This window comes from Micromonospora sp. ANENR4 (assembly GCF_015354395.1).
Classification (GTDB): Bacteria; Actinomycetota; Actinomycetes; order Mycobacteriales; family Micromonosporaceae; genus Micromonospora; species Micromonospora aurantiaca.
Genome location: NZ_JADKYQ010000021.1, coordinates 44,799 through 69,253 on the forward strand (window position 1 = coordinate 44,799; position 24,455 = coordinate 69,253).

The 24,455-nt window shown below is 70.3% G+C and carries 17 protein-coding genes; 5 read left to right on the forward strand and 12 right to left on the reverse strand.

Going from position 1 to position 24,455, the window contains the following annotated elements; translation table 11 throughout:
* Positions 1–54: 54 nt before the first annotated feature.
* The 11 genes from IRY44_RS28315 to IRY44_RS28360 all read right to left on the reverse strand — a co-directional run bounded on the left by IRY44_RS28315 (position 55) and on the right by IRY44_RS28360 (position 19,469).
* A complete protein-coding gene (locus IRY44_RS28315; protein ID WP_194803223.1) occupies positions 55–8,964 on the reverse strand; it encodes a non-ribosomal peptide synthetase in 8,910 nt (2,969 codons plus the stop codon).
* 21 nt (positions 8,965–8,985) lie between these two features.
* On the reverse strand, positions 8,986–9,198 hold the full coding sequence (locus IRY44_RS28320; RefSeq protein ID WP_194803211.1) for an MbtH family NRPS accessory protein: 213 nt from the start codon (positions 9,196–9,198) through the stop codon (positions 8,986–8,988).
* A gap of 305 nt (positions 9,199–9,503) precedes the next feature.
* Positions 9,504–10,829 (reverse strand): MFS transporter, encoded by a 1,326-nt coding sequence (locus tag IRY44_RS28325; RefSeq protein WP_194803224.1) that lies wholly within the window; start codon positions 10,827–10,829, stop codon positions 9,504–9,506.
* Positions 10,830–10,933: 104 nt separating this feature from the next.
* Positions 10,934–11,692, reverse strand: coding sequence for a thioesterase II family protein (locus IRY44_RS28330; RefSeq protein ID WP_194803225.1), 759 nt, complete (start codon positions 11,690–11,692; stop codon positions 10,934–10,936).
* Positions 11,689–12,957, reverse strand: coding sequence for a Zn-dependent hydrolase (locus tag IRY44_RS28335; RefSeq protein WP_194803226.1), 1,269 nt, complete (start codon positions 12,955–12,957; stop codon positions 11,689–11,691). Before IRY44_RS28335 ends, IRY44_RS28330 begins: the two co-directional genes overlap by 4 nt.
* Before the next feature lie 19 nt (positions 12,958–12,976).
* Complete coding sequence (locus IRY44_RS28340; protein WP_194803227.1) at positions 12,977–13,636, reverse strand: TIGR00730 family Rossman fold protein; 660 nt, start codon at positions 13,634–13,636, stop codon at positions 12,977–12,979.
* Positions 13,637–14,713, reverse strand: coding sequence for a GntG family PLP-dependent aldolase (locus tag IRY44_RS28345; RefSeq protein WP_194803228.1), 1,077 nt, complete (start codon positions 14,711–14,713; stop codon positions 13,637–13,639).
* A complete protein-coding gene (locus IRY44_RS30925) occupies positions 14,710–15,936 on the reverse strand; it encodes an ATP-grasp domain-containing protein (RefSeq protein WP_269697259.1) in 1,227 nt (408 codons plus the stop codon). Before IRY44_RS30925 ends, IRY44_RS28345 begins: the two co-directional genes overlap by 4 nt.
* Positions 15,933–16,961 carry a cysteine synthase family protein gene (locus tag IRY44_RS30930; protein ID WP_228532987.1) on the reverse strand — a complete coding sequence of 343 codons (1,029 nt, stop codon included), beginning with the start codon at positions 16,959–16,961 and terminating at the stop codon, positions 15,933–15,935. The genes IRY44_RS30925 and IRY44_RS30930 overlap by 4 nt, the downstream gene beginning before the upstream one ends.
* Complete coding sequence (locus tag IRY44_RS28355; protein ID WP_228532988.1) at positions 16,943–17,923, reverse strand: kinase; 981 nt, start codon at positions 17,921–17,923, stop codon at positions 16,943–16,945. Before IRY44_RS28355 ends, IRY44_RS30930 begins: the two co-directional genes overlap by 19 nt.
* Complete coding sequence (locus IRY44_RS28360; RefSeq protein ID WP_194803229.1) at positions 17,910–19,469, reverse strand: argininosuccinate lyase; 1,560 nt, start codon at positions 19,467–19,469, stop codon at positions 17,910–17,912. Before IRY44_RS28360 ends, IRY44_RS28355 begins: the two co-directional genes overlap by 14 nt.
* Positions 19,470–19,802: 333 nt before the next feature.
* Between IRY44_RS28360 and uraD the strand changes: the two genes are divergently transcribed.
* From uraD to allB, 5 genes are read left to right on the forward strand one after another with little or no spacing between them, the layout of a single operon-like run.
* Positions 19,803–20,294, forward strand: a complete 492-nt coding sequence (gene uraD / locus IRY44_RS28365; protein WP_194803230.1) for a 2-oxo-4-hydroxy-4-carboxy-5-ureidoimidazoline decarboxylase — start codon at positions 19,803–19,805, stop codon at positions 20,292–20,294.
* Positions 20,294–20,659: a hydroxyisourate hydrolase gene (uraH, locus tag IRY44_RS28370; RefSeq protein ID WP_194803231.1), complete on the forward strand. Its 366-nt coding sequence runs from the start codon at positions 20,294–20,296 to the stop codon at positions 20,657–20,659. The genes uraD and uraH overlap by 1 nt, the downstream gene beginning before the upstream one ends.
* Position 20,660: 1 nt before the next feature.
* Entirely contained in the window at positions 20,661–21,563 is a 903-nt protein-coding gene (pucL, locus tag IRY44_RS28375; protein WP_194803232.1) for a factor-independent urate hydroxylase, read from the forward strand.
* The gene (locus tag IRY44_RS28380) at positions 21,560–22,924 is read left to right on the forward strand and encodes an 8-oxoguanine deaminase (protein ID WP_269697257.1); all 1,365 of its coding nucleotides are present in this window, start codon (positions 21,560–21,562) and stop codon (positions 22,922–22,924) included. Before pucL ends, IRY44_RS28380 begins: the two co-directional genes overlap by 4 nt.
* A complete protein-coding gene (allB, locus tag IRY44_RS28385; RefSeq protein ID WP_194803233.1) occupies positions 22,897–24,303 on the forward strand; it encodes an allantoinase AllB in 1,407 nt (468 codons plus the stop codon). The genes IRY44_RS28380 and allB overlap by 28 nt, the downstream gene beginning before the upstream one ends.
* 22 nt (positions 24,304–24,325) lie before the next feature.
* On the opposite strand, the gene IRY44_RS28390 is transcribed toward allB, so the two are convergent.
* Positions 24,326–24,455: ATP-binding protein (locus tag IRY44_RS28390; protein WP_228532999.1), on the reverse strand; the 130-nt coding region annotated here is incomplete at its 5' end.

Here is a 24,455-nt window from a genome sequence, read left to right on the forward strand (position 1 = left end):
CCGGTCCGGACCCGGCTCGGGCGGCCTGGGCTCGGTCGGCGAGCGTGGTCTGGTTCATGACTCCTCCGCGCTGGGAAGCGTGATCTGGACCTCGGCGAGGAGGTCGGTGGCGAACCGTAGGTCGCCGCCGACGTTTGCAAGGACGATGACGCCGGTACCGTCCTCGACGACGCCCAGCGACAGGGCCTGGTACGCATCTCCGTCGCCGGAGTGGCCGTACCACCGGCGTCCGTCGCGCTCGAGGGCGATGCAGCCCAGGCCGTAGGCCGCGGCGCTTGCCGGGGTGAGCATCCTGGTCGCCAAGTTCTGGTCGAGGAAATCTCGCCGGGCGCCGGTGACGGCTTCGCGCAACGCGCAACTGAGCCGTGCGAGGTCGGTGGCGGTTGTCCACAACCCGGTGGACGCCAGCTCGGGAAAGGTCCGCCAGCCGCCGGGTAGCGGTGTGCCGCCGGCCAGGTGCCCGTGCGCGACGCGGTCCGGGTACCACAGCGGGAACTCGGGGTCGAAGCCGCTGTCGGTCATGCCGAGCGGAGTGAACACCAGATCCCGCATGGCCTCTGGATACGGCATCCGGGTGACGTCGGTGACGATCTGCTGCAACGCGGAGTAGTGCGCACCGCTGTAGCGGAACTCGGCGCCGGGCTCCAGCTCGACCCTCACCGGCCGGGAACCGGCCGCGCCGGAGAGCACCTCCGGCAGCGACGGCACCGCCTCGCCGGGTGGATACCCCGGATTCGGGACGCGGGTGAGGCCGGCCGTATGGCTGAGCAGTTGCCCTATGGTGACTCTCCGAGCGTCGGGCAACCGCCACGTCCGCAGGTAGGCGCGCGCGTCCTCGTCGAGATCGAGAGCGCCGTCGCGGACCAGCCGCAGCACCCCGGCCGCGGTCACATGCTTGCTGACCGAGCAGACCTGGAAGGCGGTACGCGCACCGACGGCGATGGTACCGCCGGCTTTCGTCACGCCCTCGCCCCAGGCACGCACGATCTCGCCGCCCTCGATGACCGCGATGCTCACCGCCGGTACGTGGTGTTCGGCCATCGCGGAGCGCACCAGTTCCGCGCCTGGGGCGAGCCGGCCCACGCCGCTGGCCGGACGGACCGCTTCCGGTGCCGCCAGAGGCGGTTCGCCGCGCAGGAGTGCGGCCAGCGCGACCGGGGTGGGATGCCGCAGCAGGTCCGGAACCTTCAGGTCCAGGCCAGCGCGCCGGGCCTGGGAGACCGCCTCGAAGGCCAGGATCGAGTCGCCGCCGAGGGCGAAGAAGTCGCTGTCGGGCTTCACGTCGGTCAGGCGCAGCAGCGCGGTCCAGATTCCGCAGAGGGTGGTGACCGCGTCGTCCGCCGGGCTGATCTTTTCGACCGGGGTGTCCGCCGCCGTTGCGGTGAACGTGTGCAGCACCGCGGTGTACTCGTCGAGCAGCCGTCCCACCGTCTCGTCGTCGTAGTGCGCGCGCTGAAATTCCATACCCAGTCGCAGCGCCCCGTTCAGCTCAGCGGTGACCTTCAGCGGGTAGGGCGGCTCGTCGGATCGGAGGTCGAGATCAGACGGCGGTGACTCGTCGCCATAATCCATCTCGTCGGCGTTGAAGTGGTAGAACACCAGCAGCGAATGGAACAGGCTCTCCCGGCCGAGTCCGGCGGCGCGGCGGATCTGTCCGAGTGAGCAGTGCCCGTGTTCGTGCTGGGTCAGCTGGTCACCCTGCACCTGGCGTAGCCAGTCGCCGAACGCTGGTGCGTCCAGCCGGATCCGGGTCGGCACCGAGTTCATCAGCGTGGTGACCATGCCCTGGATCCCGGGCACGTCTGCTGAGCGGCCGACGATCGTGCTCCCGAACACCACGTCGTCGCAGCCGGTCTGGCGGCCGAGCAGCAGGGCCCAGGCCGCGTGCAGGATGGAGTTGAGGGTGACCCGGTGCGCCTTCGCGAGGGCCTGCAAGCCGGCCAGCATGCCGTCGGGGGCCGGGCGCTCGATGCGTCCGCCGCCGCTGGCGGGTTGCGCGCTGGCCAACGGCGGCGGCGTCGCGCCCGGGAATCGGTCCAGCGTCTCCCGCCAGTACGCCTCGTCCTGCTGCGTGTCCCGGTGGTGCAGCCAGTTCAGGTACTCGCGCGGGTGCGGGGCGGGTTGCGCGGGTGGGACTTCGCTGGTGCGCAGGGCCCGGTAGATCTGGATCACCTCACGGACGATGATGCGCTGACTCCACCCGTCGATGGCCACGTGGTGGCTGTTCCACAACAACCGATGGGTGGCCTCGCCGATACGCACGAGCACCAGGCGCAGCGGCGGCTGTTCCTCGATGTCCATGCCGCGGGTACGCTCCGACGCCACCAATCGGTCCAGCCGATCGTCCAGCTCGGCGGCGGGAACGCCCCGCCAGTCGTGCTGTTCCACGGGTACCGGGAAGTGCCGCAGAACGACCTGTACCGGATGTGACAGACCATCCCAGGCGAACAAGGTACGAAGCCCGGCATGGCGGTCGACCACGTGTTGCCAGGCCCGGATGAACTGGGCTATGTCGAGCTCACCGTGCAAGTCCGAGCCGAACTGGAGGAGGTACAGGTCCTTGCTCGCGGTCAGCCGGTGGAAGACCATGCCGGCCTGCAGCGGGGCGAGTGGGTAGACATCCTCCACTTCACCGGCGCCGACCCTGGACAGTAGTGCCGCCAGCTCGGGTTCGGGGAGATCAGCGAGCGGAAAGGCCACGTCGGTCGGCGCAGTGCTCGACGGTGTCGACGGGACCGAGTTGCCGTCCTCGGCGAGGAACGCGGCGAGCGTCGGCCGGCGGAACAGGTCTCGGGGCCGACGGATCAGGCCGATGTCCCGGGCCCGGCCCACGATCTGCATCGCCTTGACCGAGTCGCCGCCCAAATCGACGAAGTCGTCGTGCATGCCGACTCGGTCGGTCCGCAGCACCTCGGCCCAGATCGTCGCGACGGCGCGCGCCGTTTCGCCCTCGGGCGCCACGTGCGGGACATCCCGCCGGACCGCTGTCGCGGCCGATGCGGGGCTGCCGTTCGCGGTGACGGCGGTGGGGTCGACGGTCGGCGCAAGGTCGACCAGACGAGCGCCGGGCTCGACGAGTTCCCGCAGGGTCGCCACGTAGGCGGCGAGCGTGTCCGGCGCGGCCTGCTCGTCGACGACCCGGGTACGGTCGGCGTTGAGCCGTAGCATCACCTGATCGTGGAGTCCCACACCGAGGACGAGCGGGTACCCGGTCTGCTCGTGTGCCTGCTCCAAGCGGACGGAAAGCTTGTCCCACCCCGGAGCGTCGGGGCCGGCGAAGTTCTCGTAGACGAAGATGCTGTCGAACATCGGCCGGCCGGCGGGAACTCCCGCGGCACGCTGCACGTCGGTGAGCGCGCAGTACTCGTACTCGCGCATCGCCACTTGCTGTGCCTGCAGCCCGCGCAGCCATTCGCCAAGGTCTGTGTCCGTCACCGTGACCCGGGTCGGCAGCGTGTTCATCAGTACGCCAACCACCCTGTCGATGCCGTCAAGGGAACCCGAACGTCCGGCGGACGTGGTTCCGAAAACCACCTCCGGGAGGCCGCTGTCGCGCGCCAGCAACAGCGCCCAGGCGGCCTGCAGCAGGGTGCCCGGGGTGACCCGGTGCTCCTGCGCGCACCGTCGGATCGCCGCCGTCTCGGCCACCGTGAGCGTGCCGCGTGCGGTGCAGACTCCGGCGCCTTCGGCGTCGCCGACCTGGTTGTCGGGTACCACGACGGAGATCGGCGTGGGCCCGCCGACCCCAGCCAGCTCCTGCCGCCAGTAGTCGGCCGCCGCCTGGGCCGGCTGCTCGGTGAGCCAGGCCACGTAGTCCCGCAACGGCACCGCCGGCGCCAACGCCACCCGCCCGTCGCCTGTCCCGGCGCGGTAGTGCTCCAGCACGTCGGCCAGGACCAGCGGTGTGCTCCAGCCGTCCAGCAGGATGTGGTGGAAGACCCAGACGAGGCGGTACTCAGCCGGGCCGGTACGGATCAGGTAGAAGCGCAGCGGTGGCGCGGCGTCGAGCCGGAAGCCGTGCCTGCGGTCGGCGGCCAGCAGTCGCGCCAGGGCGTCAGCGCGCTCGGGATCGGCCATGCTCTGCCAGTCCATCTCCAGCCAACGCAGCGCTGGCGTTCGGTGTACCAGCTGCACCGGGTGCGGCAGTCCCCGCCAGCGGAACGAGGTCCGCAGCACGGCGTGCCGCGCGATGACGGCCTGCCACGCACCCCGCAGCGCCGCGGCGTCCAGGTCGCCGTCGATGGCGAAGACGAATCCCTCGACGTAGTCCCCCCGGTTCGGGGCGGCCGTGCTCTGGAACAGCATGCCGATCTGCAGCGGGGTGAGGCGGTACACATCCTCGACATCGGCCAGCGCACCCTGCGCGGAGAGCTCGTCCAGGTGCCGCTGGTCGAGGTCGGCCAGCGGGAAGTCCGACGGCGATGCCGCGGCGAGCCCCACCACCGCGCCACGGGCGAGCTCGTCGACGGCCGCGTGGAAGGCCTCGGTGAGGCGGGCGACCGTCTGCGGGGCATGGCAGGAGGTGGCGTACGTCCAGCCCACCCACAGTCGGCCGTCGGCTACGTACGCGGTGATCTCCAGGAGGTACGGCCGGCGTCCCTCGAGTGAGCGCTCGACCCCGAGGCCACCCGCCGTGGTGCCGTCCATGGTGCTCAGGTAGTTGAAGCAGATCGGCACGCCGACGTCGGGCAGCCCCGTTCCCAGGTACCGCGCGATGCCGTACCCGATGCCCCGGTGAGGCACCTTGCGCACGGTGTCCTTGACCGACCGGACCCAGTCCGCCGGCCGGGCTCCCGAGGCGTGCAGTCCGACCGGGTGCAGAGCGGTGAACCAGCCCACCGTCCGGCTCAGGTCCACGTCGTCGAAGAGCGGTTCGCGGCCGTGTGTCTCCAGGTCCACCACCACGCCGGGCAGATTCCAGACGTCCCCGGTCGCCCGGGCCAGCGCGGTCAGCAGGATCTCCTCGACACTGGCCCGGTAGTCGCCAGGCAGCCGGCGCAGCAGCACCTCGGTCTGCTCGGCGGAGAGCGAGGACACCGCCGTCGCCGCGTCTGCGGTGCGGTTCGCGCCGCCGGGACGGTCCAGCGGTACCCCGGGCAGCTCGGCCAGCTCCCGCGCGTACCCCTGCCACCACTGCGCCTCGTCCCGGAACCCGTCGCTGTGCGCGTACCCGGCGAGGCGCTGCGCCCACTGCCGGGCCGAGGTGGTCTTCGCGGGCAACTCCGGCTGGCGGCCCGCGATCAGTGCGTGGTATCCACGGTCGAGGTCGGACAGCAGGACCTCCCAGCCGATCCGGTCCACCGCCGTGTGGTGTACCGCGAGCAGCAGCTCGTCGGATCCGTCGTGGCGGAACAGGACCGCCGTGAGCAGGCGGCCCTCGGTCAGGCTCAGTCCGGTGTGCGCGCCGGTGGCGATCTCGTGCATCATCGCCTCGGGCTCGTCGGCCGGCAGGTCGACGACGATGAGCGGGTCGTACCCGACCTTCGCGGCGAAGCTCTTCCTCCAGCCGCCCTCGTCGCGGGCCATCGTCACGCGCAGCCCGTCGTGGTGGCGCAGCAGCGTCCGTATCGCCTCGCGCAGCGCGGGGACATTGGCGCGGTCCGGGTATGCCACGCGGACCGCCTGGTTGTAATGGTCGTGGTGCAGGTCCTGAGCGGTAAACCAGTGTTCGATGGGGGTGAGCGGGGCCGGTCCGCTCACCTCGGCCTGTTCGGCGGAAACCGCGTTCATCGGCCGGGTCGCCGCCGCGGCGGCCAGCTCGGCGACGGTCTGGTGACTGAACAGCAGGGCCGGGGTGACGTCGAGTCCCTCCGCACGCGCCTCGCCCACTGTCCGGATAGACAGCAGCGAGTCGCCGCCGAGCGCGAAAAAGTTGTCGTGGATGCCAATCTCGGACACGCCGAGCACGCGCGACCAGATCCCGGCGAGCAGCCGCTCGATGTCGGTGCGGGGCGTCACCTTGTCCGTGTCGACGGGCTCGACGGGGTCGGGCAGGGCGGCCCGGTCGACCTTCCCGCCGGAGGTGAGCGGCAGCTGGTCGAGCACGGTCACCACCGACGGCACCATGTACTCCGGCAACCCGGCCGCGACGAACCGTTTGACGCCGTCGGCCTCGACCGCCGCACCGGCGGTCCCGACGACGTACGCCGCCAGCCGCTGATGGCCGCCGGCCTCGCGGCAGACAACCACCGCCTCGGTGACCTCCGGGTGGGCCAGCAGACGTGCTTCGACCTCGGCCAGTTCCACCCGGTACCCCCGGATCTTGACCTGGTGGTCGATCCGACCGAGGAAACCGATGTTGCCGTCGAGGTGGAACCGGGCGAGGTCGCCGGTGCGGTACATCCGGGCACCGGGCAGCGGGTCGTACGGGTCCGGCACGAACCGCTCCGCGGTCAGCGCCGGGCGCCCGGCGTAGCCGCGGGCCACCCCGACACCGCCGATGTACAGTTCGCCCACGATTCCGGGTGGGGCCAGCCGCCCCTGGGCGTCGAGGACGTACATCCGCAGGTTGGCGATCGGCCGGCCGATCGAGATCGGCGACGCCGGGTCGAAATCGTCGCCGATCTCGTAGACGGAACAGCCGACGACCGTCTCGGTGGGGCCGTACTCGTTGATGATCCGGCCCTGGGGGGCGATCTCGCGCCAGGCCGTGACGGTTTCCGGCCGGACCTCGTCGGCCCCCACGACATAGGTGCGCACCGAGTTCACCCGGGAACCGGCCGGCGTGAGGTGGCGCAACGCGTCGAGGTGACCCGGAGTGATCTTCAGGAGACTGTAGTCGCCGTCGCGCTGGATCAGGTTGGCCAGCGTCTGGACCTGGTCTGTCTCCGGCAGGAGCGTGACATCCCTCCCGCTGATCAGCGGGAGCAGGAAGTTGGGTACGGACAGGTCGAAGGCGATCGAGCCCACCATCGGTGCGCCGGACGCAGCCTGGACGCCGTAGCCGTCGATCGACCAGAGTAGATAGTTCGCCACGCCGCGGTGGGTGACCAGCACTCCCTTGGGACGGCCGGTCGAGCCCGAGGTGTACATGACGTAGATCAAGTTGTCCGGGGTGGTGACCGTCTCGGGATCGGTCCCGGCGTACCCGGACAGGTCCTCGGTGGGGACACAGATCCGCTCGCCGTCGAAGTCCGCGAACCTCTCATGGGTATCGGCGGCCGTCATCAGGATCCGGGCGCCCGCGTCCGAGAGCATGTAGCGCTGGCGCTCCGCCGGGTGCGCCGGGTCGAGTGGCAGGTAGCAGCCACCGGCCTTGAGGATACCCAGGAGCGTCGCGTGCAGGTCGGTCGATTGCGGCAGGCACAGCCCGACCACGTCCTCGACACCCACTCCCCGTGCGCGCAGGAGGTGCGCGACGCGGTTGGCCCGAGCGTTGAGCTGGGCGTAGGTCACCGCCTTCCCATCATGTTCGATGATCGCGGTGGCCAGCGGTGTGGCGGCGGCCTGACGTTCGAAGAGTTCGTGAACGCACAGGTCCGGGTAGGTGACCTCGGTGTCGTTCCACTCGCGCAGCATGGTGTCGCGTTCGGCGCCGGTCACCAGCTCGACCGAGTCGAGCGGCGCGTCCGGCTCCGCGACGACCTGCTCCAGCAGCGCGACGAAATGTGCGACGAAGCGGTCGATGGTGGCCCGGTCGAAGAGGTCGGTCGCGAAGCTGAGCTCCAGCCCAATCTCACCGGTCCCGCCGTTGACGGCGATCATCGTGAGGTCGACCTTGGCGGTGCCGTTGTCGAGATCGACGTGCTGGACCACGGCCTCAGGCAACTGCCAGGTCTCCTCGGCCGCCTCGACGCACTGGAAGATGACCTGGAAGATGGGGTTCCGCGAAGCGTCGCGCACCGCGCCCACCCGCGTCACGATCTGGTCGAACGCGACATCCTGATGGTCAAGCGCGCCGCGGACGGCGCGGTTGGTCCGGGCCAGTGCCTCGGCGAAGGTCGGTCGTCCGGCGAGGTTCATCGGTATCGCGACGGTGTTGGCGAACAGGCCCAGGGCGTGTTCGGTCTCAGGCGCCCCGCGCCCGGACAGCAGGGAGCCCACGGCGAACTGCTCCTGCGTGCTGTATCGGGCGAGCAGGGCCGCGTACGCCGTCAGAAGCACGTTGTGGACCGTGCTGCCGCGCTGTCCGGCCAACGTGCGGACCTGGGTACTCAGGGCGGCGGGCAGCAGGGCGACGAACGTCTCACCGCGGTCGGACCGGCGCGGCGGCCGGGTCCGGTCGAGGGGCAGCTGCAGGCCGTCCGGTAGGCCGGCGAGCGCGTCGGCCCAGTAGTCCAGGTCCTCGCGGAGCCGCTCGGGCGGCACGGCGGCCTGCCAGGCAGCGATGTCGCCGAACTGCACGGGGGGCGGCGCCTGGTGCAGGCGGCCGGTGACCACGGCCGTGTAGGTCTCGCAGAGTTCCTTGGCCAGCAGGGCACAGGACCAGCCATCGGTGATGATGTGGTGCTGGGAGATCACGACGAGGAATTCCTCGTCGTCCACGCGATACACGGTGAATCGCAGCAGCGGGCCGGCTTCGAGGTCGAACGGGGTGGCCACCGCGAGCCGAGCCTCGTGTAGCGCGGTCGTGCGACGCTGGCCCGCGGTGGCCCCCGGTGGAGACACGACGGTGAAGCAGGCTGGCGCGGCGGGGTGCACGACCTGGTGGTTGTTGTAGATGGTGGTCCGCAGGATTTCGTGCCGCGCGACCAGCAGATCGGCGGCCTGCCGCAACGCGCCGAGGTCCAGCACGCCACGCACCGTCATTGTCCGGTGCACCGTGTACGCGGCGCCGCCGTCGAAGAGCTGGTCGGCCAGCCATACCGCGCGCTGTGCGGGGGAGAGGGGGATGGGTCCGGTCGGTCGGGGTGGGATGGTGCGCGCCGCGGTGTGGTCGGCCTGGCCGAGCAGGCGCCGTGCCAGCAGGGCGCGCTTGGACTCGGACAGCGCCGTGGTGCGTCGGGTGTCGGTCGTCGTGGCCATCGTTGACTCCGGTCCGGCCGCTCAGGCTGCGGTCATCTGTTGGCGCAGGCTGAGGGGTCGCATGTCCGTCCACACCTGCTCGATGTGGTCGAGGCAGACCTGCTTGGTGCCTTCCACTCCGGTGGGTGACCAGCCGGGCGGTACGGTGCGGCCGGTCGGCCAGATCGAGTACTGTTCCTCGTCGTTGACCACGACGGTGTAGTGCTGTTCCTGCTCGGACACGTCTTCTCCCATCGCAGCCTCCGAGGGCCGTCGAGTCGGCCCTGCTCGGTTGTCTGCGAGGCTGGCGGTCGGCGCTTTCGCGGGCCTTTCAACCGCCTTCCCCGTGGCCATCGTGGTGCTGAGGGCTGAGGGCTGAGGGCTTGTCGCGCACGCACGCAGAAGGGGCGGGACCGCGACGCGTTCCCGCCCCTTCTTGCGTGGCGCCCCAACAGCTGCCTGCGGCGGCGATCACATACCGTTCACCTGTACTGGCGGGCGACCAGCCGCACCGTCCAGGATCAACCCACTCCGACCGGAACGCCGCACGGAGGACCCACCTAGGCGTGGTCCTTGGCGACCACCGACTCGGCAGTCGCCTGCGTGGGTGGCTGGGGTGCCGCCGGGCCCGGCTCATCGGCCGGCGGCGCCGCGAGGGTGTCCCCGGAGCGGGCCAGGCCGATCAGCACCCACCCTGACAGCAGCAGGACGAGGCCCTCCGCGCCGAGTACGAGCCGGTAGTCGAAGGCGGCGATGAGCGCCGCGCCGACACCGATCGACATGAGGTTTGGCGCGGAGGTGAGCACCTCCAGCGCGGTGAAGACGCGGCCTTGCAGGTGGTTGGGGGAGACCCGTTGGAACAGGGTCAGGATGGCGATTGCCATCCATGGCAGGCCGACACCACCCAACAACTTGCCGGCGATAGCCGCGGGCAGGAAAGCAATGGTCATGAACAGCGGGCCGAGGGCGAAGACCGCAATGCCTGCCGCGGCGACCTTGATCTCGCCGAACCGCCGCATAACCCAGGTCGCGGTGAGCCCACCGATGATGGCCCCGACGCCTTGGACCATCTGCAGCACGCCGAGGAACTCGGGCAACTGGCGGAGTCCGTCGACCACGGCATAGTTTGCCGATTCGCTGAAGCCGATGACCAGGGTGGCCACCGCAGTGCCGATCGTGACACCACGCAGTGTCTTGTTCGCCAGCAGGAAGTGGAAGCCCGCGCCGAGGTCGCGGCCGAACGCGGTCAGCCGCCCCGCCTTCGTGGCCCCGGCCGCGCCGCCCCCGGGTTCGTGGGCGGCGGGGACGGGCTTGGCCTCACGGAGCGACAGCGCGGCGGTACAGGCCGCCGCGGCCAGGAACGTCACCATGTCCAGTGCGACGACCAGCTGTCCACCCACCAGCGTGAAGAGTCCGGCGCCAGCGAGCGGGGCGACGATGCGAAGACCCTCCTGGGCCGTCCGCAGCGCGGCGTTGGCGCTGGGTCGCAACTCGGTGGGGAGCAGGGTGGACAACAGCGCGGACTGCGCGGGTGCCACCAGCACGTTGAGCCAGCCGTAGAGCAGCATCACGGCGTAGATGAGCCAGACGTCGCCGCTGTCGTTCACCAGCAACAGTGGCGCGACGACCAGGGCGCCGGCGAGGTTTGCCACCACCAGCAGGGGTCGGCGGCGCACCCGGTCGACCAGTAGACCGCTCAGCGGGGCCATTAACGTCGGCAGGCTGAAGAACAGGAACGTCAGTCCGGCCGCAGCGCTACTGCCTGTCAACGTCTTGACCCAGATGCCGCATGCCAGCCACATGGCGCTGTCGCCGAGCAGCGACAGGGTCTGGCCGATCAGGTAGAGCCGGGCATCGCGGTTGGCGAGTAGTCCGCGGGCCGTCATGCGGCGCCTCCAGGGATTGAGAGGGTGAGCACGTATGCATCCCAATGCATCTTCTACAACGAGGCTCTCGCGGTTGCGATCAAGGGGCACCTTACTGCAAGTGCTCAGCCGAGTTCGAGCAGTGGTGTGACCGTTTCCAGGACAGCGTTTCTCTGTTCCCGGACGAAGAAGTGGCCGCCCGGGAAGGTGTGGTGCCGGAAGGGGCCCGTCGTGTGCTCCCGCCACTGGTCGACCTCGTCAACGGTGCAGAGTGTGTCGGCGGCTCCCGACATCGCCACCATCGGCGCGGTCAGCGGACCACCGTTGCGGGCATGGGCGTACGTCTCCGAGACGGCGAAATCCGCCCGCAGCGCCGGCAGGACCAGCTTGATCAGCTCTGGATCGTCGAAGACGGCCGGCGGTGTGCCGTCGAACCGGCGGACCGTCTCGATGAGTTCCGCCATGGGCAGGCCCCGGATCGGCGGGAGGGCCGAGGGCAGGTGCGGCGCCCGTCGTCCGGAGACGATCAACGCCTGCGGCTCGGGCCGGCCGATGTCGCGCAAGCGGCGCGCCACCTCGTACGCCAGGAGCGCACCCATGCTGTGGCCGAACAGGAGGTAACGGCCGTCCGTGTACGGGGCGATCTCCGGCACCAGGGCGTCGACGATCGCGTCGAGGTCGTCCAGCGGGTCCTCGCCCAGGCGGTTCTCCCGCCCCGGCAGCTGCACGGCCAGAACCTCCGAATCCGGAAACCGCCGGGGCCAGCCGCTGTACGCCGAGGCGCCCGCGCCCGCGAACGGGAAGCAGATCAGGGTCGCCTCGGCGTGCGGGACCGGCCTGCGGTTGACCAGCCACGGACTCGTGGTCGCGACACTGCCGTTCATCCCTGCAGTCCTTCCTGCTCCATGAGGAGGATGGCCGACTGCAGCAGGACATTGGCTCCGTGCACTAGGTCCTCGTCGTCGGTGTACTCCTCCGGCGCGTGGCTGACGCCGCCGCGGCTGGGCACGAAGATCATGCCGATCGGGGCCTCCGTGGCGATGATCTGGGCGTCGTGGCCGGCGCCGCTGGACAGCACCAGGTGCTCAAGCTCGAGCGAGCTGGCGGCCTGCCGGATGACCGAGCTGACCGTGGCGTCGGCGGCCACTGGATCGGTGCGCATGGTGACGTCGATGTGGACCAGGGTCGCCTCGCTCACCCGGAACGTGTCCAGCTCGGCGCGGATCGCCGCCTCCGCGCGGCGCAGTCGGCCACGGTTGGAGTCGCGGATCTCCGCCGTGAGGTGGACCTCGCCGGCGACCACGTTGGCCTCTCCCGGTGCGACCATGGCGTTGCCGACCGTGGAGACCGAACACAGCCGTTGTTCGCGGGCGGCGCGCTCGATGACGAGGATCACCCGGGCCGCCGTGGCGAGCGCGTCCGCCCGCAGGTTCATCGGGGTGGTGCCGGCGTGCGCCTGCCGCCCGCGGATCTCGATCTCCACGATAGTACGTCCGTTGATGGTGTCGACGACGCCGATCGGTATCCCCGCGCGCTCCAGCGTCGGCCCCTGCTCGATGTGTACCTCGAGGTACGCCCCGATCGGCGTGGGCCAGCGGGCGGACTCCTGCCGGTCGATGTCGCCGCCGCTGCGCCGCAGCTCGAGCGCCAGCTCCTCGCGGGCGCCGTGCGTGACATTGGCCGGCAGCGCCGACTGGCCGACCACCGCCCGAGAGCCGAAGAAGGGGTACGGGAACTTCGCGCCCTCCTCGTTGCTGAAGGCGACAACGACCGGCTCCAGCCAGCCGGTGCGCCCTTGGGCGGTGAGTTGCCTCAGGACCTCCAGGGCAGCCACGACGCCGTACGTACCGTCGAACTGACCGCCGTTGGTCACGCTGTCGAGGTGCGAGCCCAACATGAGAGTGGGCTTCGTGGGATCGGCGCCGGGACGCCGGATGATCAGGTTGCCGGCCGCGTCCACCGTGCTGTGCAGGCCGTGCTCGGTGGCGCGCCGGGCGATGTGGTCGCGAGCCTTCCGCTCCGGCTCCGAGAAGCCGGGGCGGGTGATGCCGCCGTTGGGCTGCGCGCCGAACCGGGACATTTCCGCCATCGTCGCCAGCAGCCGCTCGGCGTCGACCCGAGCGACTTCCTTGGTCAGTGCTGCGGTCATTGCGATCTCCTTCGGTGGGTCACAGCGGCTCGACCGCCAGGTGGCGGCCGGCGGGGTGGAGGGAACCCACGGGTGCGGTACGGGTGGCTGCCGGGGTCGCGAACGTGGCCGACCAATGTTGCTCCAGGGTGGACAGCGCGCTGGTCGGCGTGGTGCGGACCGCGTAGAGCGGTTCGAGGCTGTTCTCTGCGTAGCCGCGCAGGTGTACGTCGGCGACCATGTTCTCGAGCTGGTCCCAGCAGCCCTCGACGTCGAGGAGAACGACCGGCTTGCGGAGCATCCCGAGGTAGCGCAGCGACAGCACGTCGAGCACCTCGTCGAGGGTGCCGTAGCCGCCGGCCAGCGCGAGGAACACATCCGCGTGTCCGAGCATGCTCTGCTTGCGATCGTTCATCGTGTGAGTCAGCTCCACCGACTGGGGTGGGGCCGCAATCGACCGCTCGCGTTCGGCGAGGAACGCCGGGATCACGCCGACGATCGGCGCGCCCGCGTGGAACGCGGACCACGCCACCGAGCCCATCAGCCCGCTACCGCCGCCGCCGTAGACGAGCCGGTGGCCCCGCTCGCCGATCAGGCGGCCGACCTCCTCGGCCGCTCGGGTCATGGCCGGGCTGACGCCCGGTCGGGCTCCGCAGAAGACGCAGACGGAGAGGGTGGGCGAGTGCTGCATGTGTGTCATTCACGCTCCTGTCGGTTGGCGGGTACCCGACGCCACGAGGGCCCGGCGGACGGCATCAGAGAGGATCGCGACAGCTCGGTCGATCTGCTCACCGGTGACGCATCGGTGGGTCACGGCACGGATGCGCCCGTGGCCCAGTTCCCCGACCCGCAGTCCTGACGACGCCGCCTCGCGCACGATCGACTGCCAGGGGAGACCGGGGTCGGCGGCGCGGAACATCACGATGTTGGTCTGCGGACGCGGGTTCTCCACCACGAGATCGCTCACGGTGGCCAGTCCGTCGGCCAGGCGGCGGGCCAAGGCGTGGTCGTCGGCGAGCTGGTCGGTCATCTCCGTCAGGGCGATCAGCCCGGCGGCGGCGACGATGCCCGCCTGGCGCATGCCGCCGCCAAGCATCTTGCGGGCCCGGCGGGCGTTGGCCACGGCGTCAGCCCGCCCGGCCAGCACCGAGCCGATCGGCGCGGACAGCCCCTTGGACAGGCACACCTGCACCGTGTCGGCTCCTCGAGCCAGCTCGGCGGCGGGCAGCCCGGCGGCCACGGCGGCGTTGAACAGGCGGGCGCCGTCCAGGTGCACCGCGACGCCGTGGTGGCGTGCCCCGGCGTACACCGCTTCCAGGTGATCCTGCGGCACCACGGCGCCGCACCGGCGGTTCTGGGTGTTCTCCAGACAGATCACGGCGGGGCGGGCGAACTGGGGATCGTCGGGATCGATCGACAGCGCGTCGACCAGGTCGGCCATCCGGAGCGATCCGTCGGCTTCGACGGCCACGGGCAGGTACCCAATGCCGCCGCACACCGAGGCGCCGGCGGCCTCATAGACGTAGATGTCCGACTCCGCCCCGACGATCGCCGTGGAACCGCGGGGCGCCTGCGCCAGGAGGGCGGCGAGGTTGGCCATCGTCCCGCTCGGCATCAGGCAGGCGCTCTCCTTGCCGAGCAGATCGGCGGCGACCTCCTCGAGGCGGCGCACGGTCGGATCCTCGCCGTACACGTCGTCGCCGACCGGCGCGGTCGCCATCGCCTCCCGCATCTTCCGGGTCGGGACGGTGAAGGTGTCACTTCGCAGCTCGATCATTCCGGCGCTACCTCCCACGCGATCTCGGCTACGGCGCGGTCGAGAATGCGCTCGACTGTCGCGGCCGATCTGCCCTTGGCGATGACGAAGCCGACACGGCCGTACGCGTCGCGCGGCGGCGCCACCGCCTGGCCGGCCTCGACGGTCAGGTGGACCTGCTGCACGCCGCGCACGCTCCGCGCCCGGTCCAGGCCGTCGATTGACAGCAGGACGCCGCGCTCCGGCGCCGTGATGAAGTGGATGCCGGCGACGCTGCGGTGCCGGGCGGTCAGCTCGACCGGCCGTCCGGTGGCCACGTGCAGTTGCTGTGTCAGCAGATCCACGCCGGTGGCGAGCCGTACCAGCTCCGGGAGCATCCCGCCGGCCAGGCGGGCGTTGACCTCGATGATCGCGGGACCGCTCGCCGTCCAGCGAACCTCGGTGTGTGCCGGGCCCTGCGCGAAGCCGAGCGCCTTGAGCGCGCGCTCGGCCGTGGCGGCCAGCTCGTCGGCGACACCGGCTGGCAGTGGTGCCGGATAGATGTGGCGCGCCTCGACGAATGACGGCGGTGACCCCACCGTCTTCGCCGTGATACCGACGCAGGTGACAGTGCCGGCGTCGCTGAAGGTCTCGACGCTGAATTCCGGCCCCGTGACGTACTGCTCCAGCAGCACGCTGCGCGGCGCGGGCTGGCCGCGAACATTGGTCTTGTTGGCCAGGATGTCCGACACCTGATGGCGGACCTCGCCGGTGTCGTGGCACAGCAGCACGCCCTGCGATCCGGAGCCGTCCACCGGCTTCACGACGCACGGCAGACCCAGTCGCGCCACCGCCCGGCCGGCCTCGGCGGCCGAGCCGACGACGACGTATGCCGGCTGCCCGACGCCATGGTGGTCGAGGACGCGGCGGACCGCGGCCTTGTCCCGGCAGGTGACCATGACCTCCCACGGGTTGCCCGGCAGGCCGAGCTCGGCCGCCACCCGGGCCACCGCGGGCAGGTAGAACTCGCTGGTGGTGGTCACCCCGGCGATCCGATCCGGCCAGCGTCCGGCGATGGCCGCGGCGAGCTGGCTGGGCGTGTTCGTGTCGCAGATCAGCAGGTCGTGCGGGATCTCCGCGAGCTGTGGGTATCGGCCGGGCGATCGGGTGACGAAGCACGGCAGCCAGCCGAGCTCGTTGGCCCGCCGGAGCGCCACCATGCCACTGCCGGTCGTGTTCGACTCGATGAAGATGACGCGTCTCACTCCAGCCTCCCCCCTGGGTAGCTGCACGACCAGGAGTGGACGGGAGTCCCGTAGGTAACCCGGGCTGGCTCCTCGGCGATCGGCTGGCGGTCCAGGCCGGTACGGCGCCAGTACTCGTCGCTGTAGACGCTCTCCCAGTAGCGGTCGCCGCGGTCGGGGAACACACCGAGGACGGTGCTGCCGGGCTCGGCGGTCCGGGCGAGGTGACGCAGGACGCAGTACACCGACCCGGACGTGTTCCCGGCGAAGATCTGCTGCTCCTGCGCCAACCGCCGGGTGGCGGAGAACGCCTCGTGGTCGTTGAGCCAGTGCACCTCGTCGAAGACGGAGTGGTCGAGGTTGGCCGGCATCAGGCTGTTGCCGAGCCCGCTCTGCAGGCGGCCGGCACGGTCGGGCTGGTGGAACAGCATGCTGCCGACGCTGTCGACGCCGACGGCGCGGACGTTTCCCCCGACCTCCCGCAATGCGCGAACCGTCCCACAGGACGAGCCGCCGCTGCCGACCGACGCCACGAGCATGTCCACGTGGTCGAGCTCGCCGAGCAGTTCGGCGGCGAGCACCGTGTAGGACTGCGGATTGCCGGGATTGCTGTACTGCTGCGGCCAGAACGCGCCGGGCAGCCGGGCGAGCAGGTCGTCGAGCAGTTCCAGCCGCGCACTCTGCCAGCCGCCGCTGGTCATCGCCGGCACGATGTGCACCTCGCAACCGAGCGAGCGCAGCTTCGCCAGCGTGATCTGGTCGATCCGTGGATCGGTGACGATGTGCACCTCGTGGCCCAGCGCCCTGCCGACCAGGGCGACGCCCAACGCCATCGAACCCGACGAGCTCTCGACTATGGGCGCGTCAGGCTTTAGTTCCCCGCTCTCGCGCGCCGCGAGGATGATGCGGCGTGCCACCCGGTCCTTCATCGCGAAGAGGTTCTGCATCTCGAGCTTCGCGTAGACAGCCACCCCGGACGACTCACCCAGCCGCAGTTTGACCAGGGGCGTGTGGCCGATGGCGTCGATCACATCCGTGGGGGCCATGTCGCCTCCTCCATGATCTGGTAGGGCTCGCGAGGACCGTGGACCTGGTCGATCCACACGGTGGGTCGTAGCGCGGCGCAGCCGCGGTGTACCAGCCGCAGACGCTCGTCGTAGTCCGGCTGGTCGGGCGAGAGCAGGATCCCGACGGCCGTGCCACTGTGCGCCACCACCACGCCGAGGCCATCGGCCGCTTCACACAGACTGACCATCGCCGGCAGCGTCTTCTTGGGGTGCAGTCGTTGGTTCATCTCGGCGCTACGGGTGGCCACCCGCCCGATTCCTGCGGCGTCCCCGAGCAGCATGGCGTGCGAGATCTGGTCCAGAAGCTCCGCGTACTCGCGCTTGTCGCGCGGTTGGAAGGGCTTGGGCAGCCGGTTGAACTGAACGGTGTCGATCTCGCCGCCCTCGTCGAGGCCGACGATGGTCAGTGGCGGCAACGGTCCCAGCCGACGGTGCAGCCGCACCTCCCGGTGACGGAACGCCACCACGTCGGAGTACATGATTCCGTCGGAGGGTTCGATGTCGCGCAGCAGCGCCTCGATGTCCTGGGGCCCGAGGGGCTGGCCGAGCGCCTGACCGACCGCGCGGGCGACCGCCACCAGGTCGGCCGAGGAACTGGCCAGCCCTTTCCCGACGGGGAGGTCGCTGGAGATGATCAGATGGCCGCCGCCGTGGTGGCCCAGCGACCGAAGCAGGCTGCGGGCCAGGAGTAGGGACTTGGTCTTGCCCGTCGGCGAGACGGTCAGCTCGGTGGCTTCGGGGTCGAGGATGACGCGTACCCGCACTCCGCGCTGGATAGGGAGCGTGACGAGGAAGTCGACGTCGTCGGGGAGAACGCCCTGCAGCAACTCGCCGAAGGTGCCGTGCGCGGTGCCGGTACCGACCTGCGGTTGCGCGCGCCCCGACGCGATCGGCGCGAGAGCGAGAGGACTTTCGGTCATCGCGTCATCACCCTTCACCATGGCTGGTCGGGTATGGGTCGTTGAAGTAGGACGGGCGGGATTCGCCGGTGGGCAGCCCGAGCTCGGAGTCGACGCTGTCGACCGCCATGGCTGCGGCGGCCTCGTATTGCGTCCAGGCCTTTGTCACGTCGGTCATCCGGCCGCGTTGCCCGTCCAGCAGGGCACGGACGTGGTGGGGATTGGCCGAGCCGGTGGACGACTTGCGGCAGAGGAGGGCCACGGGGTCGGCCACGTCGGCCAGGATCTGGTCGGCGTCGGGAATGTGATAGCCGTCCTCGGCCGCGAGCCGCCGGAGCAGGCTTCCGTCCGCCTCGCCCGGCGGTCTGCCGTCGGCGATCAACGCGCTGATGTAGCGGCCGGTCAGGACCTGAGCGGAGCGCCACGGTACCCCGTGGTGAAGGGTGAGGTCGTTGGCCAGGGCGAAGGCGCCCAGGTGCTCCTCACGGCTCCGCCCGAGCGCCCGTTGCCGGTCGAGGCGCAGGTTGTCCAGTACGGCTGTGAGCAGCCGCAGGGTGCCACGCAACCCGGACAGGGCGACAGCCTGGCCGGCGGCGGCCTCCTTGGACACCTCTACGGTGTTGCTGTACGGGGTGGACCGCTGCGCCAGGGCGACGTCAACGTACCACGAGGTGAGATGCGCCGTGCGGCCCCGGATGCGCTCCAGGATCGGATAGTTCTTCTTCTGCGGCATCGCAGACGAGATCCCCGCGAGTTCGTCGGGCAGCTCGAAGTAGCCGTACTCGGCGCCGCACCACGTCATCAGGTCGGTGACGAAGCGGCTGAGTACCACGCCGAACGTCGAGCAGGTACCGGCCACTTCCAACTGCCACAGACGGCCGGCCACGCCGACGAGGGCGTGCGGCACCGGTGCGCGCAGGCCGAGCAGCTTCGCCATCCGAGCGCGGTCCCATGGCAGGTCCTGGCCCGCCATCGCACCGCTGCCGAGCGGGGACTGGTCGATCCGCTCGTAGATCTGCTCAAGGAGCTGCACCGTGGACAGGATGTGCTCAGCGAGCGCACCGAAGTAGAAGCCGGCGGTGATGACCTGGGCCGGTTGCAGGTGCGTGTAGCCCGGCATCGGGTCATCGCTGTACCGAGCGGCCAGGCGGGTCGCGGCGGCGGCACAGTCCAGCAGGGATCGCACCAACCGGACGATCTCGGCGCGAGCCGCGAGGAGCTGCGCGGTGGCCTGAAGGTCGTTGCGGCTGCGGTCGACGTGCCAGGCCGCGGCCTGCTTGCCGGTGACGACCGCCGACACCCGCCGTTCGATGGCGAACGCCAGGTCGGAGAGGTTGGCTGTGGGATCTGCGACGAGGTCACCCGGGGTGACGGCGCTCAACGCGGCGCCAATGTCCCGGCAGACCCCGGCGTCGAGGATGCCCAGCCTGCGGTACTCCAGCAGGAGCACCTTCTCGGTCGATATGTAGTGCGGCAGGTAATGGACCAGGTCGTAGCGGAACTGCGGGTCGAGGACTTCTTCATGCACGATGGCGCTCGGTCCGAGCGCGACACGGCCGGTCATCGCCGCGGCCTGCTGGGATGTCACCCCTCAGCTCCCTTCTGGAGAAGCGCGTCGGTCTGTCGCTGATCTCCTGCAGGCCGACCGTTCGTCATGGCGGTATCGGCCACCCTTCGGCGCGCTATCACGGGCGATGGACCGACCTCACCCGCCCGGTCCGGCTCGCCTGGTCGCCCCCCGCGGACCGCAGCGTTCGTTCCAACCGGCAACAGAGGGGCGAGAGCCGGGCGATAGCAGAGGTGCAGAGACTGCCCGCGAACGATCGGCTAGGGGTGTCCCGCGGGTCTCTCCAGTGCAGGCCGCGCCCGTCGGAGATCTGCGGGACACCCCGGGGAGGGACGGAATCGACCCATGGCTCCGATGACGACACGGGTGCCGCTGGCAACCTTCAACGCCATGCCTGTCGACGCTGCGTCGGCGCTGCTGGAGACGTGCTGTCAGACCACCCGTTGGCACGCTGAGGTCTGCCGTCGTCGGCCCTTCACCTCCGTCGAGGAGCTGGCCGACGCCGCGTCGGCCATCCTGGCCGGGCTGGGCTGGCCCGACATCCACCAGGCGCTACAGGCTCACCCGCGCATCGGCAGCCCACCCCAGGGCGACGACGACGCCGACCGCATGTCACGGGACGAACAGGCCGGGGTGGGCGACACGTCGATGACGTTGGCCAACGAGGCGTACGAGGCCCGATTCGGGCATGTCTTCCTCGTCAGCGCGGCCGGCCTGTCCGGCGAGGAGATCCTCGATCGGCTGAGGGAGCGGCTCCGCAACGATCCGGACCGCGAGCAAGGCATCGTCGCAGTGGAATTGAGCAAGATCATGAGGCGCCGGCTGACCGAACTGGTGATGCCGTGATGGACTCGCCGCGCCTCGCGGCCATCGCTTGCCCGACGATCTCACTGACCACCCACATACTCGACCTGGCCCTGGGCCGCCCCGCCGTCGGCGTGGCGATCCGTCTGGAGCGGCATGATCCGCCCGGCTGGTCCCTGGTCTCCACTGGCCTCACGGGCAGCGACGGCCGCATCACCACCTGGTCGGCCCCCGTGGGGTCGGGCACCTACCGGCTGGTGGTCGACAGCGGCGCCTACTTTGAGGCGACCAGTCGCCCGACGTTCTATCCGGAGATCAACATTCAGATACGGCTGGAGTCGCTGGCGCACTACCACGTGCCGATTCTGCTGAGCCCTTACTCCTACTCCACGTATCTAGGGAGCTGACATGGCGATTCTCACCCAGAACCGGTACGGCAAGGCCGAGATTCGGCTCGTCGCGGTGGATCGCAGCGATGACCAGCATCGGCTGACCGATCTCACCGTCCACGTCGCCCTCAGCGGCGCATTCGAGGCGGCGTATCGCAGCGGGGAAAACACGACGCTGCTGCCCACCGACAGCCAGAAGAACGCCGTCTACGCGTTGGCCGCCGAGCGTGGCCCCGAGCCGGTCGAGGAGTTCGGGCTGGCATTGGGGCGCCATTTCCTCGAAGGCAATCCGGAGGTGGAGTGCGCCCAGATCCACCTCGTCCAGCACGCCTGGAACCGCCTCGGTGAACGTCACTCGTTCGCGGCCGCGGATTCCGCGCGGCGCACGGCCACTATTTCTGCCACCCGGTCCGGAGCCTCGGTCTGCTCCGGGATCGACGGTCTCATGCTGCTGAACACCACCGGCTCCGAGTTCCGCGGCTTCCGACGCGACCGGTACACCACGTTGCCGGAAGCCAGTGACCGCATCCTCGCCAGCCGGGTCCGGGCCCGCTGGGTACGCCGGTCACTCGGCGAAGTCGACTGGGACGACGAGTACACCACCGCACGTGCGTCGATGACCGCCGCCTTCGTCGACACCTACAGCACCTCGCTGCAGCAGACGTTGTTGGTGATGGGTGAGCGCGTGCTGGCGGACCGCCCCGACATCGCCCGCATCCACCTGGCCCTCAGCAACGTGCACCATCTGCCCGCGCTCAGCCTGTACGGACTGCATGGCGTCGTCGAGGAGAAGGCCCAGCGGGTGTATGTGGCCTCGGCGCAACCCCACGGGGTCATCGAAGGAACGATGACTCGCAACGACACCGACGGCCTCGCGGCGGACGACCCCGCCTGGACGGCCGCGGAGGGGTGGCCCTGGTGACCGGGGCGAGCCGGCCACTGGCGATCGAGGGCTGCGCGATCGCGACGGTGGACGCGTCCGGCACCGAATACGAGTACGGACACGTGGTCATCGAACATGGCCGCATTGCCGCAATCGGCCCGGGACCATCGCCGACCCGGGCGGACATCGCCCGGATCGACGGTCGAGGATGCTTGGCCACCCCCGGCCTGGTGAACGTTCACCATCACCTGTACCAGTGGGCGACGCGCGGATTGGCCCAGGACCACGACCTCTTCGGCTGGTTGACGTCGCTGTACCCGGTGTGGGCAGCCATCGACGCCGACCTCGTCCGTGACACGACCGCGGCCGGCCTTGCCTGGCTGGCGCTGTCGGGCTGCACGACCTCCGCCGACCACCCCTACATCTTCCCGGACCGCGTCGGGGACCTGCTGGCAGCCGAGGTGGCCGAGGCCCGGCGGATCGGCCTGCGACTGCACGTGTGCCGCGGCGCGATAGACCTCGGGCGCTCGCGGGGCGGGCTCCCGCCGGACGAGCTCGTCGAGAACAGCCACGCCTGCCTCAGCGCGATGGAGCAGGCCATCTCCGACTTCCATGATCCCAGCCCCGGGGCGATGGTGCGCGTCGCGATCGCGCCCTGCTCGCCCTTCTCCGTCAGCGCCCAGCTCATGTCGGAGAGCGCGGCGCTGGCGCGGGCCATGGGTGTTCGGCTGCACACGCACCTTGCCGAGACCATCCAGGAGGAGCACTACTGCAGGGACAAGTTCGGTGTGACGCCGGTCCGTTATCTGGAGCGCCTGGGGTGGCTCGCCGACGACGTGTGGCTCGCCCACGGCGTGCATCTGTCCGACGACGCGATCGAAACGATGGCGAAGGAGGGGGTGGCGGTGGCGCACTGCCCGAGCTCGAACGCTCGGCTGGGCGCGGGCATCGCGCCGGTGCGTCGGATGCTGGACGCCGGTATCGCGGTGGGTCTGGGCGTGGACGGTCCCGCATCCCAGGAATCCGGACTTCTCGTCGCCGAGCTGCGTCAAGCCATGTACTCGGCACGCCTGGCGGGCGGCCCCACGGCGATGTCCGCCCGGGAGGCGCTGCGGATGGGGACCATCGGCGGTGCCCGCTGCCTAGGGCGGCAGGACGAGATCGGCTCGCTGGAGGTCGGCAAGCTGGCGGACATCGCCCTGTGGCGGCTGGACACCCTGGGGCACGCCGGTATCGCCGATCCGGTAGCCGCGCTCGTCTTCGGCCCTCCTGCGGGGCTGGCCCGGCTGGTCGTGCACGGGCGGGAGGTCGTGGTCAACGGCGAGTTGCAGACCGCGGACACCACCGAACTCACCCGAGGCTTGGAGGAGTCGTGCCGTCGCCTCGCAGCCAGCCACTAGACCTGGTCGTCCGGTCCGACCGCGTCGTGACGCCGACCGGAGAGCGACCCGCCGCGGTGGGGGTCGTCGGCGGCACCATTGCGGTCATCACCGACCGGAACGCGCGCCTGGCGGCGATCGACGAGGTGGACATCGGCCGGGATGCCCTGCTACCCGGCCTGGTCGACTCGCACGTGCACGTCAACGAACCGGGGCGTACGCACTGGGAGGGCTTCGAAACCGCGACTGCCGCCGCCGCGGCGGGCGGCATCACGACCCTGCTCGACATGCCGCTGAACGCCCTACCGCCCACCACCACGGCCGCTGCGCTGGACCGCAAACGGGCCCTCGCCCGAGAGCGGTGCGCCATTGACGTCGGGTTCTGGGGCGGTGCCGTTCCAGGGAACCTCGGCAAGCTGAGCGACCTGGTCAACGCCGGGGCGTTCGGGCTGAAGTGTTTCCTGGTCGACAGCGGCGTACCGGAGTTTCCCGCCCTCACCCCGCGCGAACTGGCCGCCTGCATGCGTGAGGTACGAGCTCTGGACAGCCTGCTGCTAGTGCACGCCGAGGACAGCAGTGCCCTGCGTCCCGGGGTCGACGGCCCCTCGTACGCCGACTTCCTCGCGTCGCGCCCCGCCTCGGCCGAGGTCCGCGCGGTGGCGCTGGTCGCCCGGCTGGCAGTACAGCTCGGCACCCGGGCGCACATCGTGCACCTCTCCGCTGCCGACGCGGTCCCGGCGATCGCATCGGCCAGGAGGGCCGGCGCCCCGCTGACCGTCGAGACCTGCCCGCACTACCTGACCCTCACTGCCGAGACGATCCCCGACGGCGCGACCGAGTTCAAGTGCTGCCCGCCGATCCGCGACGCCCGCCAGCAGGAGGGCCTGTGGGAGGCGCTGGCACGCGGCACCATCGACTGCATCGTCTCGGACCACTCGCCGTGTCCGCCGGCGATGAAACACACCGACACGGGCAACTTCAACGCCGCCTGGGGAGGTATCGCCTCACTCGAACTCACCCTGGCGTTGGTGTGGACCCAGGCCCAGCGGCGCGGATTCGGCCTGGCCGACGTCGCGCGGTGGATGGCCGACGCGCCTGCGCGCATTGCCCGTATCCCCGGTCGAGGGCGCATCGCCGAGGGTTACCGGGCCGACCTGGTGTGGTTCACGCCGCGTGAACGCTTCACCGTTGATCCGCGGCGACTGCGTCAGCGCCACGCCCTCACACCGTACGCCGGGATGACCTTGACCGGGCTGGTGCGGCGCACGTGGCTCGCGGGATCGGCTCCGGGCCCGGGCGGAGGGCGCCTGCTGACAGCGCGGGCCGGCGTTCCGGCTTGGCCTGCAACCGGCTGTCAACGCCGGCTGAACTTTGACCCCTCTGTTCCGGCCGAATGTTGACCCCCTCGTTGGTTGTTGATGTTCAGTCGTTGGTCTTGGTGGCTGCGGGGACGCGGCCGAGGTCGCGGTCTTTGAGTCGGTAGCTGTCGCCCTTCATCGAGATGACCTCGGCGTGGTGGACGAGGCGGTCGATCATGGCCGCGGCGACGACA